Annotated in this window: 4 protein-coding genes and 1 pseudogene; 2 read left to right on the plus strand and 3 right to left on the minus strand. The window is 37.9% G+C overall.

What is annotated here, in order from left to right; translation table 11 throughout:
* The coding region (locus tag AB7E63_RS12025; RefSeq protein ID WP_428419152.1) for a transposase family protein at nucleotides 1-197 on the plus strand (197 nt) is incomplete at its 5' end.
* Between the two features lie 121 nt (nucleotides 198-318).
* Here the strand turns inward: AB7E63_RS12025 and AB7E63_RS12030 are convergent.
* The 3 genes from AB7E63_RS12030 to AB7E63_RS12040 are packed head-to-tail and all read right to left on the minus strand — an operon-like array spanning nucleotide 319 to nucleotide 13,043.
* Nucleotides 319-2,694: a protein phosphatase 2C domain-containing protein gene (locus AB7E63_RS12030; RefSeq protein WP_013924987.1), complete on the minus strand. Its 2,376-nt coding sequence runs from the start codon at nucleotides 2,692-2,694 to the stop codon at nucleotides 319-321.
* Between the two features lie 24 nt (nucleotides 2,695-2,718).
* Nucleotides 2,719-3,909: an ankyrin repeat domain-containing protein gene (locus AB7E63_RS12035; protein WP_036746629.1), complete on the minus strand. Its 1,191-nt coding sequence runs from the start codon at nucleotides 3,907-3,909 to the stop codon at nucleotides 2,719-2,721.
* 2 nt (nucleotides 3,910-3,911) lie between these two features.
* Complete coding sequence (locus AB7E63_RS12040) at nucleotides 3,912-13,043, minus strand: DUF3638 domain-containing protein (protein ID WP_428419582.1); 9,132 nt, start codon at nucleotides 13,041-13,043, stop codon at nucleotides 3,912-3,914.
* 228 nt (nucleotides 13,044-13,271) lie between these two features.
* Here AB7E63_RS12040 and AB7E63_RS12045 point away from each other — a divergent pair.
* Nucleotides 13,272-13,785 (plus strand): annotated as a pseudogene (locus AB7E63_RS12045) (hypothetical protein); the annotation flags it as partial.

A 13,785-nucleotide genomic window follows, 5' to 3' on the forward strand; every position in this document is an offset into this window, starting at 1 on the left:
CAAGTAAGAAGAAGCCATTAACAGCGGAAGAAAAACAACAAAATAGAGAAATCGCGTCAGAAAGAGTTGTAAATGAGAATGTTATAGGCAGCTTAAAAAGATTTAAGATTATAAGTGATAGGTATAGGAATCGAAGAAAACGGTTTGGCTTAAGATTTAACCTGATCGCGGGGATACACAATTTGGAGTTGCCGTAAGGAATTTCGAAAGAAGTCTATTATTAAAATTATTCTATTCATTCTAAATTTTAAACAAAAAAAACATAAAGAGAAAGAAACCTTATTCCTGAGTGGATAAATCAAATATCCGCTCTATACTTTATTTTATTGTTAAAGCAATTAAGCTGAAATCATCCGGCTTTCCAACTTTGTTTAAAAGCCACTTGTGTGCTTCCTTAGGATCATTTTCCCATTGTTCAAACAATTCTTCTTGCTTTTCACTTTCTTCATTCAAGTCTAAGATTTTTGTTGCGTGTTCTTTATACTTCCCCAAATTACTTCTGTAAATCTCTTGAACTTCAAGGTCATGTTTTTCTTGAATATCACTGTAAAATTGGGATGTGTGCTCATTCACATGATTTTCTACTTCTAATTTAAATTTTCGAACATCTTCCAAAATTGTTTGAGGAATCTTATCCTCGAACTCTCTCCAATAATCTTTCAACCAGTCACTAGCCTTCAAAGGTTCAAGATCCCAACTCTCAAACAAATTTTTCATCTTCTCTTTTTCGACCATTTTTTCAGCAAAATTTTTATAACGCTCTAAATTTTGTCTGCAAAAGCCTTCTAAAACTTTTTGCCGCTCTTCTTGACCTATTTTCGAATACTTGTCGTCGATTAATTGTATCTTAGGGACATCATTTTTTTCTGATTCAAGCATGAATAAGCCGGCTTGAATTAGAGGGGAATTTGTGCAGTGATCGTAAAGGTCCTTTGCAAGGTGTGTATTTGCCATTTTCTCAAGAACATATTCTGAATAAAGAGTATGTAATTCTTGAATGAGAGAAGATTTATCATCCGAAGATGTGAAGGTAAATCCAGTCCAATCTTTGATGGATGTGGCACGTTGAATCCATTCTTCAGGATTCTCCGCCAAAGCTTTTAATTTGGGATGATCGTCCAGTTTACGTGCTTCATATAATTCATGGAGGGCTTGTAAAGGTGATTTTCCTAGCGTTTTTGCTTCCATATTATCGCCAAAACCATCAGATCCCAAAAGAATAGTGTCACCTCTTTTAAGCTCTTGAAAAATAGGCTGTATTTTCCTTATTCCTGCACCGAAATTTGCACCTGCAAAGGAATAAGAACTAAAAAATTCCGTTGGCGATAGATCTTTGCCCGTTCCATCTTCTCGTTTGAGCATCACACGAGCGTCTCCTAGACAAAATCCAATTGCATATTTCTTTTCCTCTGAGGGAATAATAATCGTACACGCCATTGTAGAAGCGATGACTTTAGCCTCGCTCCTTGTCGCAAATTCTGCTCGAATGATGGCTTGAGTTAATGCCTCTGTAACGTCTTCTGTTGTGAGATTTCCATCTTTTTGAAGCTTGATGAGTTGTGAAATCAGAATTTGTCTAAACCGGTTTGTTAGCTCCATGGAGCCTTCGTGAGAATTTTGGTTATTCTTTGCTGCATCAGCGACAATCGCTATCGTCATATCACCAATAGTATCTATTGCAACCCAATCCGCACAAAATTCTCCTTCAGATAAATATCCCTTTGCTTGCAAGATAGCCACACTTTCTAAATCATCATGGCTTTGCTCTTGAATAAAGCGTTCATCTTTGTTTGAGGAGAAATTTGTTTTCGCTTCGGCCTCTTTAAGACCTTCATCAAGGGTTGTAAATGGCTTTGATGAATCAACTTTGAATTGGAATTGTTGACCATCTGCCAATTCTGTCAATTTTTCTTTGAATTCTTCTATAGCCCTTGATAACTCCTCGTTATTTAAGGCATGTTCAGGAGAAGAGAATTTTTTCCCATCTATGATAACAGCAAAGTCTTCTTCCAAAATTTCTAAATTGACTGTATCAAGATCAACAAATTCAAGCTCGCTTTCATTTACACTTATTTTAGATTCAGAGTATGGAGGAATGATTTTCCACTCTTCGCTATCTTTACGAACCCATACAAGCTCATTATCATGTATTGCCAAAGCAGTTCCACGCGGTATATCTGAAAGGTGAACAAGATGCTCAATCAATTTTAGATACTCGTCGGGCTTACCTCTAAAATTAGAATCTAAAAGGTCTCTAGCATGTCCTATAAATTTCGCGTTGACTTCTGATTGATGAAATAATTTTGCTTGTGGATCAATAAGACCCGCTAGGCGACCAATAAATTTCGCATACATTTCAGGTTGCGTAAGGAATTTCGAATCAGTATCTAGCGTTTTTAGAACCTCCACTTTCTTATTTTGTAAATTCGCCAATTTGAATCGTTGCTCGTTAACAATAAGAGTTTTTAAATAATTCGTCTTCGATGCTTGATAAATATTATCAAGGGTCTCCACATGCAGAGATTTCAGTTTATTGGCGACTTTTTGATTATTAACCCAAATGCCTTTTCTCGCTTTTAGAATAATACGATTAATCGTCCTTCCAAAAAAATTGCCGCCGAGGCAAGACTCGATTTCTTTTATGGAAAGCTCTTGATTTTCAAATGTTATTTTAGTTGCATCTACTTTAGTCATCTTTATACTCTTTTTAATATCATTTTAAAGATCAGCTGACTTTGAGGCCCCACGCTCCAGTAATAGTTTTTCAATCTCAGAACCTTGTTTTACAATATCTAGAGGGGTGTTCCCTTCTTTATTTAAGGTATTTACGTCTATGCGAGGATCTTTTATCAAAAACTTTACGCATCCCAATTCCACATTGTCTAAAGCATAATGAAGCAGGCTTCCATTATTTTTATCTGTGTCGTAGTTAATCCCCCTCTTTTCAATCAAAAAGGCTAAACCCTCATAGTTCTTTTTACGCTCAAAAAAATCTAAAAGTATGGCCATAACAGGTAATCTTTTATGCGTCGGCTGATTGACCAATTCACTTCCGGGCAAAGCCAATAGCTCCAAAACTAAATCCAATTGCTCAAATTCGCATGCTGAAGCCAATGTAGCAGGATATTTTTGTGGAAGCTTGACATTTTTAACTAAATCAAACTTAGGATGATTGATTAGAGCCCTAGCCATCTCAGCTGCTCGTGTGGGTGGCTTTCTGGCTAAGAGCTGTAAGGGTGTTAAAGACTCCGGATTGCGTGCATTCACATTTAGGTCTGGATTATCTATCAGTTGAAAAAATGTTTGCTCTAAGCCATTTTCAGCAATTAAGGATAAGGGGGTATCCCCTTTCTTTGTTTCTTTATTAATCAGGCTAGGTTGAGCTTTTAAATAGTCTAATAACTTAAAGACTTCTTGCAAGTGGCTTTTGTAACGGGGATTTTCAAATCTTTTTTCCCTCTCTGTTTTTTCATAAAGAACGGCGTAATGTAAAAGGGAATAACCTTCATTATCAATTGTCTGAACATTAAATTTGTTCTTTTCAATTTCTTGTTTAATCTTGTCAAACGACTTAGTCGCTAAGGAAAACCGCAGTTCTTTTAACACATGTTTCTGAATAAATTCTTGCTCGAAAGAAGCTTGGGCTTTTTTGGCTTGCTGTGCCACGGTGGAATTTTGAACTGCATTCAATTTTGTTATTCGATTGGCAATGTTGTCCCAATAATGGGTTTTGCGATAAGCAGTCAGAAAATAAAAGACTGGCAGCAGACCTAATGTAGCAACTCCGCCGACAAGCATCACGGTGCTCCCCGCCAATTTCCCTTGTAGAGAGGAATGACCCACCTCATCTTTATCAAAGGGCTTCATCACGTGTTCGATGTCTATGGCAGTTTTAAGCATGTTAAGCATACCTAGTCTCCTCGCAATTCGTTAAACAGCCCATACAAAGGACTATGCGGGTAATTTTGTTGATCCTCTGGTCTATTCTTTAAAATTTTCGATTTGAAATAGCCTTCTAATTCATCTATATTCAACTCAGATAGCCAATCTTTCAATGCTGCAAATTCTTCATCAGAATATTGGTCATATTCTCCATTAAAGAATCGAATTTGAGCTAAAGTTCGGTTCAACAAAGGTTTAAGGTGCTCCGGAAATTCTGCTTCAGAAAAAGGTCCCTTAATGAATTTCTTTAAGCGCATATCGTAAACGTTCGCTTCTCTTGCAAAAGCATCATCTCCATGAACAGATTGTCCCACAGGAAAATTGATAGAAAAATCCTTTGTATCCAATAAAATGGCTTCTTCGAGTTGAACGCTTTCAGGGATGATCGTTGGTTCGGGCATTGTAACGGGAAGACCTGCTTTCTTATCCTTAAAATATTTTTTCATATCTATTTCTTCATATTCATACGTAAAACCAAGCTCTACGTAGTGCACAGGATTTTGTAAATGATCGAAAAGTTTTCTTTCCCTCGCCCTGTTATACTCGAAAGGAAAGAAATTTTCTGTCAGCTTAATGTGGGCATCAAATGCAGGATGGACTTTTTGCAAATTATTAATTTTAAAATAAAAATCGTTCACATTCAGCCACTGTAGATAGGTACGATCAGAAACTTTAGTATCTCCTTCCACTTCAATTTCCGTCTCTACTTCGGTTTCAACTTCTGTCTCTACCTCAACTTCTTGGTCGAGTAAAGGACTGTTGCCTCCGAATACTTTTCTTGGCAAAAGCTGAAGCGTTTCAATCGAATAAGTGAGACCGCTAATTTCTTCTTTCGCTGCAGATAATTGGACTTGTTCAGCAATCTTTAAATAACCCTCTTTGAGTTTTTGCAGTTCTTTCACAGGATCTTTATCCATTCTGCTGATGGGTGCATGCAATCCAAAATATGATCCTGGATGATCTAAATTTTCCTTGTTTTCGCTCACTAAGATGTGATGTTCTGCAAATTCTCTATAACGAGCCAGCATATGATCAATTCCATAATCCTCGGCTTGTTGCAAAAGATCTTGAATCATACCGCTTCGAACGATATCGCGTAATTCATGTTTTTTTGCTCGGAAAAGATCATCAGATTCTCTCTCTAAGCCATTTTTTATGGATTTTTTATACAATTCTTTGATGTCTTGAATTTGATCTCCTTTAGCGATTGTATAGATTGCCCGTTGATCATCTCGCCTTAGACGACCAATCGATTGCAACAACTCTGAAGATTTTTGCTTGCCACTTACCGCAATAAGAGCCTGTGCTCCTGGAGCCATCTGAAAATCAGCCCCTCGTGCGCGACTTTCGTCAAAAAATCCGCCTAGTTCTGAAGGTTTTAACCCCGCGGCTTCTGGTGAAGAAATGCCATTTTGTGTGTGAATCTGTTGCAGGTTGCCTTCTCCCCCCAAAATAATCCCTTTGATGGATGAATTGACTGGTTGACCATCTAAAATCTGTTGGGAAGGTGTGCTAAATGGCATTCCATGAAAAGCTGCGACGCCAGATCCATCAATCACGATTTGAATATCATTGTTAATGGCTAAAGCTTCTGGAATGATGCGTTCAGGATGCTCTGGATCATACCGTATCATCTCGGGAATAGACCCATCCTTTGCCTGACTCTTGATGAGCATCTTCAAGACCATTTTGCCTGTCGCCCCCTTATCTTCAGCACCCTCGGTTTGGATGGAGGAAGGAAGTGCATGCAGAGAACCTAAAGTCGCGGAAGCTCCTGCCGTATGCTGCGACATCGCGACTAAATTATGTCCATCGCAACTAATTTTTCCGCTGGAGACATCAAGTTTAGCTAAAGCCAGTTCAAGAAATTTGCGAATCCGTTTTGGATCCTTATTCATTTCATTTACCATATCGGGAATATGACTGGGCAAAACGGTACTGAGTTTTCTTCCTGGAAAATAGCTAGCAAAGACTTGTGCTTCTACAGTTTCATCAATCGATGCATAGAACCCCTTTAACACGGCACTTTCGGCTGTTTTTTTCTTGGATGAAATCCATTTTTGCACATACTCAACCGTTTCTCCCCGTTGGTAATGATCTTGAATCGTGTAATTGACACGTTCGAGAATTTGTTCAAATTCTGACCCTTCACGTGGGATGTCGCTTGCTAAACAAGGAACGGTATGCTCGCCATCTTTTGAACGCATGTATCTCACTTGGCAAGTTTTAGATAGTGTCAGGGGCAAATATATGCAAAATTGATCTTTCAGAAGGGCTATTTTATCTTGTTCTTGTGGAGACCAATTTTGAACTGTTTCTAAGATATCCTCTTTCTCACCTAAAAAATAACTTTTCAACGATTTTTCCAATCCAGGAATCTCTTTTTCTTGTGCTATTTTTTGCGCCATTTGACCTGCAGCGCGTGCAATAGCTTCACTTCGCGCTTGATCATCTAGAAGCTCGCCTTGCACATTACGAAGTAATCCCAGTGCAGGGTCTGCTAAAAGCAATTCATAGACATCCAAAGTTGTCTGCCAGATAAATTCTGGGATAGGTTGCGATCCGATCTTTAAGTGCCGCTCTTCTCGAGGATTCAAAGCTTTATCAAATTCATCAAGCATGGTGGATTGATGCTTTTGCATTAGCTTCAGAATTTTTGTTAAATAAATGAGATGCTCGCGATCCATTGGATTGATGTTAGCAGGGTTCTCCTTGGATTGTTGATCCAGTAAACGGATCCATTTTTGTTCTAACGCCTGCTGACTTTCGATTGTAGAGACCACAACCCCTTTTTCCATAACTGTTCGCAGAAGATCTTCATACATAACTTTAAACGTTGAGACTTCTTGTACAGCAGTCCGATCGCCAAGCTTTTTGGATGGGGAAATTGTCAGAGGGCTGGACATATTAAATTGGAGAGGATAAACACTTCTTTGAAAAATTTTGCCCAGTTTATTTTGGAGATCATTGAGGTTTTCGTGGTAAAGATGCTTAGGAAAGTTAACAGTCACAAGGTTAGTCCCATTGGCTTGCATGAAAGCAGTCAGCACCAAGATCACAGTCGTTTTACCTGCTCCCGTCACTGCCTGTCTAATGCAATCAGGATTTTGGATAAAATCTTGGACCATTTGGAGTTGCTTTTCTCGTAACAGCAGATTAGACATGTATTCGAATAAAAGTAGTTGAGGATGTTCCTCAGGATTATATTGCCGATCTGCGGTTAAAAGTTTGTAAAGGTTCGCTTCTAAATCCACATTTTGATGACTTAACTGATTGATTTCTTCTAACGCGGTTTCTATGCGTTGCAAATCCGTCAGTATGAGAAGATAGTTTCCTAAAGCACTTTTTAATTGATCATACTGAATGTTTTGAGGAAGTTTATCAGCCAGACTTTCTAAATCATTTTGCAAAAAATGCTTCAATAAAAGTTCGATATCAAGCGTTTGCACAAATTTTGCTTTTCGTTGCAAGATTCGCTGTTGCAGATCTTGTGCAGATAGATTTTGATCTTGAATGAGTTTGAGTATTGCTTCTCGGGCAACTTGTTGCTTTACTTCCCCGGCTGTTTTTTTACTAGCCAAATCTTTTTCGAGGTCTATTCGTGATTTCTTTCCATCAATCAACTGCATTGGAGTTTCGGACTCCATGGATTGTCTCGCTATGCGAATATCCTCTTCAAGAGAAGTTGCAGTAGCACTTAAGGCTGGATTTGATGGGTCGACTAAGTCAGAAAGGTCTAAAGTTGGAATAGGTTTGCCAGAGCTTTGCGTAAAAAAGGCTGTGAGTTCAGCTTCTGTATAAAGGGCATGGCCTATTGCAGGATTTAGAGAAATAGGGCTCATGATCGAACTTTTACTGTCCAAAGCCGCTTCTAAATCTTCGATTTCCAATTCTGCAAGGTTGAGATGAGGATTTTTTGATTGCACAATTGCCAAAGCGCTCTCTAAATCTTCGGCAAATGTCGCTTCAACATATTCAGCCTGTGTGACCTTTATCTCCTTATCTCTTTTAACTTGGGTGGCATTTCCCGCAATTTTTTCGAGTTCCTGCAAAAATTGATGTAAATTTTGCCAGTTTTCTTGATGTTCTGTCTGTAATGCAGCCCAGTCTTTATTCACTGAAAAAGTGAGGTCAGGAGCTTCAGGAAAAGGAATTGCATCTCCTGTTTGACGGATATCCAAAACTCGGATGAGATAATATTGGAGAGCTGTAAAAAATTCAGGTTCACTAACATCCGTCTCATACAAGTTTGGTAAAGCCCGTAACGTCATTTCTACTTGCCTGAACTTCTTGCTATTCACGTTTTCTTTCGCAATGGTTTGATACAATTCTAAAAATTCAGAGCCTAATTGAGACACATTTTTAGAGAAAAATTCAAAAGAAGAAGCCTTTTTTTGTGTTTTTAAAACCCTTAACAAATGTTCACTGAACATGGAGATGTTTTTTTTATCAACTGAAGAGAAATAAGGTTTTTCGATGATTTCTGCACGCATCTTTTGGAGTTTTCTAGAAACAAGCAAAGGAGCATTCGCATGATAAAATTGGGGATCTACCTTTTCTAAGGCCTGCAAGCAGACAAGTTTGTCTTCGTCGCTAATACGTAAAATTCCAGAGATCTTTCCACCAAATTGAAGATAAGATTTATAAAGTTGAGTAATTTCTGCATCGAAGAGGTGCTTGCCCTCTTTTGGAAGGGCTTGCTTACCGATTAATACGGCCTGCAACATTAAAGCGATTTTATCCGGAGTGTGAATGGTATTGCTTTTGATGTATTGCTTAAGAAATCTCACATCCTCCTCTTTCCAGGTGTTCCCTTTGCTTGCGAGAAGGAGAAATGCTAAGCTTCTTTCAGGCTGATGTTGCATATAGGCTAAATCGGAAAGATAAAGAAAAGGTTCGATCTGAATAGCGTCTTCTTTTTGTGCGACTTCTCTAAGATTTAAAGTAAGCGGATCCACATCAAAAATCCAAAAATCTTGCTTTTCTTCTGCTGTCGATAATTTCCAGTCTTTCGCAGGATCCTTAGAAAGCATACGACTTTTTAGTTGGTTTTTCAGCGTGCTTAAGGAAGATTCCAAAAGCTCGATTTTTTGATTTGGAACAATTAAACGATTTTGAGAGCCTCGAGTGGGATGACGCAAGACTAGAGCGTTGGGAATATCTTTTTTTACTAAATCTGCAGAAGACGTTTCCTCCAAAATCCAGCCTTTAAGAGGCGAGCTCGCACAGACAATTTTTCCTTCTTTTTCGACAAAACTTAAGCCAAATCTATTTAATTCAACTTTTTGAATGTTGTTATCTGCTTTCCACACCACAATGTTTGAAGGCATATCTGCATTTTTAAATTGCTGCCACACGGGGTGCATGCTTTCCGATAAAGCCCCTATTTCCATTTTTTGATGGGAAGCAGCGCCTTCTCTCAAATCTACAATACCATCAATCTCTTGCTTTTTATGACTTTCCTTGAAAAAAATCTGAAAAAGAAGCTCCCCCTTTTCATTTGTCACAAAAACTTCTGAGGGCTTTTTCGTATTGATCCAAAAGTTGTAATCTGAACGATTGAGAAATTCAGGGAATGTGCTTTGCATGGCTTTGTTTTTTTTGATTAAGCCAAACAGGCTTTTCAAAGATGTTGGAGACTTTTCTATAGGTTTCTTAAATAAGTCTTCCTTCGCGATGTATTGCCCCCAAATTTTTTCTTTTTCTAGGTCAATTTCTTTGTAAACGCTTATGATGTCTTTTTCTGCAGCGATAGCAAACGAATGATTTTTAGATTCTTGGATGAAATAATAATCTACATCTTTTTTTCGCACATGCTTTGATGATAGTCCCTTTGCATTGGCTTGCGACAAGATTTTTTCAACTTGAGGTTTTTTAAGAATTGCGATGGGTATTCCCTGACTTGACCAGCCCGCTTTTTTGTTAATTAGAGATCCCGCATTAAGATCAACTTCATAATCGCCTGCACTATACACCGGAAAAGTCCCTTTCCATTCTTCTTTTGAAGGTTCCGACTGAGTGAGTTGGCAGATGAAATTCGCAGCTTCCTGAATAAAAGGCTTTGCTTCTGCTTTTTTAAGAAAATCCTCTATCGGTTTTTTCCATTTTTCGCGCAAAATATGCAGGCGAGCCTGTAGCATGGGATCCCATTCATAGGCTTCTGGAGTGGCGTTTTTTAACACCGCATTGCCTTCTAAAAACTCCACAATCTGCCGGCCATCTAAGTGTTCCGCATTTTCGTGTAAAAGTAAAAGGTGACTCCAAAGAGTATGCCTGTTTTCAAATTCAGGCTTGGTTGGATCTAAAGAAGCATATGCCCACTCTCTAACAACTTGGACATACTTTGGAAACTCATCATTAATAGGATGATCTATGATAAAATCTGGAGCCAGATTTTTCAGATTATGTGCTAGATTGATCAAAAATAACGTTTCATGGATACTTCCCCGATTGCTAAAAAGCTGACATTGCTCTTGAATCCAGTCTGCAAATAGTAAACATTCTTTTTTATCTAAGTCATCGGTAAAAAGATGGTGTCGTATAAATTGAGTAGGATAAGGAGTCTCCTCTTTTTGTCCTCCAAAAAGTGTATGCTCAATTAATGAACGCACGTCAGCATATTCTAAAAGGTGAGGTTTATCCCGAATAAATCCCATCATTTCAAAAAGAGATCCTTCTGAAACCAGCATTAAAAGATCGGCTAAATCTCGCTGATCGATGGGTGGCAAAGTTGTTTTTTCTCCTTCAATTTTGCTCATAAGGCGTATTCCTTGTAACACCTTTTCCGCATCGTCTCGAATCATTTCTTCAGTTGGTTCTTCTCTTCTAAATGCACTCACCACTTCCATTTTCTTTTGCGCAGCAGCCCTAAAAAGTGTGAATTCATACCGTTTGTTCCAACTCGCTTGGATCATTTCACTAGCCCCTTTAGGAAGAGAGTGATAGCCCATTTTGAATGGAAAAATGCTTTCGAAAAGCTGAATTTGTTTTTCCACAGCGATAAACTCTTCTGGCATTTTCTCTTGTGAAAAAAAATTGGATGGGCGCTGAATCTTATAGGGATATTCTTGACCTTCATGCCGATATTCTTCGGTGATACTGCCATATTGGTCTTTCGCGTCACATTGATTGATTAATTCGTTGATTAAATCGTTTTCACGCTTTGAATAAGTTCTTATTCGGGTGTCAAGTCGATCGAAGAATTGATTAATCACTTCAGACCAAAACGTGATATCGATTCGATTAATCGTGGTATCTCCTGCTTCAAGACGTGCTAAATAGTCCTGCAAAATCCCTACTTTAATCAAAGTCATGAGCTTTTCGGGATTCAAAGTCTCAGTTTTTTGACTGGATTCGACTAGTATTTGGCTGATTTCTCCCAATTCGAGACAACAAGCTTTACGCTCTTCAGAGGACATGTTAGCCCAATCAATGGATCCTCCTTTGTAGTCAAAATATAATGAATAGCGCTTACCTCCAAAAAATATTGGGGGAGAAATTTCGGGCAAGGCGATGCCCTGGACAAAGTCCAGAATACCTGACTGCAAGGCATAATCTTCCCCATTGAGAGCAAGAGCTTTGCACTTCGCACATAAATCAGATAGAGTGTTTGCAATCGTGTCACTGGTTAAATGAGGTATTTCAACCATTTCCGGTTCATTAATGCTTAGCCCTTCACTTGGGATGTTAACTTGAGCTTTTATGAAAGGCCTAAGCGTTGACTCCTCAACGCCCCTAACATCTAACGGTTTTATTGTGACTTTTGGAATTAAAAAGGAAAATTTTGCTAAAGTCTTTTTTTGCTCAAAAGGATTTTTTTTTGATGTTTTTATTTTAGCATTTTTGGCTGATTCTATTGCTTTTTCGATGATCCCACATTCTCGAATAATAATTGCAGCCTCAGGTTCAGTCAGATAATTTTCTGCCAGCAATAAACCGGTAATACGACTGACATTTTGAATACCTTCTTGAAGAAGAATTTGATTAGTGCGATTGTTCGCCAAGTCTTTCTTTGCCACTTCAAAAAATTGAAAGAGAGTGTTCACCTTTAGCTGCAAGTTTCTTTTTTTACGCATGGCTTCCCCGCCCGGCTTTTCTACTCCTAAAAGGTCAACAACCATCCATATATTTTTAATTTGGGCTTGTTGAGATTCCGTTTTATATTTTTTTATAGGCTTTGCTGATTGATCAATTTTGTCTGCCAAAGGCGAGAATAAATTACTTAAGGAAGAAAAATTTGGGGAAACAATTTCCGCATTTTCCTTTGGTACTTTAGGTAAAATCTGGAGATTTAAAAGGGCCTGTAGCCACGCTGAATTGGTTAGTTCATCAAGGGTTAAATGATTAAAAATCGTTTCTGGATAAATTTTGACTTTTCCTGCAGAAAAAAGGGAAGCTTGAGGATTGATAAAGGGATCGCGTGAAATAATCTTTAATTGATAATCCCCTTCAGGATTTTTTGTGATTTCATATAACGCAAAATGCTCTTTTCTTCCTCTTTCAATCCAGCCGCCAGGGATTAAACATTTCTCTCCAGGAGATAAGGATGTTATTTTTTTGCCGATTTGTTTAGCTAAGTTTTCAAGCGAGGCATTACGTTTTTTCGAGCTTTTAAATTCCCCTATTTTTTCTAAATCAGCAGACCATTTTGCACATTGTTGCAAGGAATGAATCAGTTCTTTTGGAGGAGCCATTTCCCCTTTTTGCGCTTTTAAAAAGGGAACGAGATAATTTAAAACTCGGCTAAGAGGAGCTATTTGAAGTCCGGGATATGCAGCTTCTATGCGATTGCCATGAATGGCCGCCATCAAACGTTGGTCCACTTTTTTTGAACGTTTAGGCCAGACTTTTCCTAAAATATGAGCAGCTTGTTCAAAGAAATTCACCATTCTCCCCATAACAGTCTCTTGACGCCAAACTTGTTGAGAAGGAAGGGAACGCTTGGAAGATGTTAAAACAACAGATTCAGGAGAAGTCGTAATATCAGAAGATAGAGGGGTCTCTTGACTCTGAGAAATGTCAATAGGTCGTGCATGGGGAATGCCATAAAAATCATATTTAATTTCAATTAAACGATGAGAATCTTCAAAAAAGTTAACCATAATCTTCCTTCCCATTCTGCAATTACTATACAATAATCATACCATTTACTTATTTAATTTCGAATTTTTAATTATAAAAAACCTAAAGCAAACAAATCGTAAAATTTAAATTATACACATCTAAAACATAAAGATAGTTAATTATAACTACCATTGTTATAAATTAAAATTAATGATAAAATGAAATTATTAATATTAGACGTATTTTTAGTAAGGAAATTTAAGATTATGGAAAAAATTCAGTTAGATAATCATGGAGACTTTATTGAAAGATCGTGCAAAGTAAACAATAACGAAGAACTCCTGCATTACCTGAAAAAAGAAAACTCCCCAAAAATTAAATCGATTGCACTATTTTTTTCTAGACTTGGGCATTTTTTGACAAGCCTTTCATGGGTTAATGAAGAAAAAATCAAGAAAACTTATAAGCCCTTAGCGGATGAACTTGAGTCAAAGCTTATTGCTTTTGAAGAAAAGACCGAGCCTTATACTGAAGAACAAGATAAGGAAATCAAGGAAACAGCAAAGAAAGTTTCCACGATTAGCAAGCTATATTTAGGAACACGATTTAAAGCTAAGCTTGAAGAATTCATGCATGTTGATCGTTGGAATAAACTTTCATCTGGTCCATCGTCTCGACCTCCAGCACCTCCTCGCCCTCCAAGTGTTTATGGGCAAATAGGCTCGACAGATCACGCTCCTGATTCCGCTAAAATTGACGACAATTCTGATCTGCCATCCT

The sequence above is a fragment of the Parachlamydia sp. genome (genome assembly GCF_050255895.1).
Taxonomy (GTDB): domain Bacteria; phylum Chlamydiota; class Chlamydiia; order Chlamydiales; family Parachlamydiaceae; genus Parachlamydia; species Parachlamydia acanthamoebae.

Excerpts from the sequence above, each read along its gene's own strand:
- AB7E63_RS12030 (WP_013924987.1), bottom strand. The coding sequence starts at position 2,694 with ATGACTAAAGTAGATGCAACTAAAATAACATTTGAAAATCAAGAGCTT.
- AB7E63_RS12035 (WP_036746629.1), bottom strand. The coding sequence starts at position 3,909 with ATGCTTAACATGCTTAAAACTGCCATAGACATCGAACACGTGATGAAG.
- AB7E63_RS12040 (WP_428419582.1), bottom strand. The coding sequence starts at position 13,043 with ATGGTTAACTTTTTTGAAGATTCTCATCGTTTAATTGAAATTAAATAT.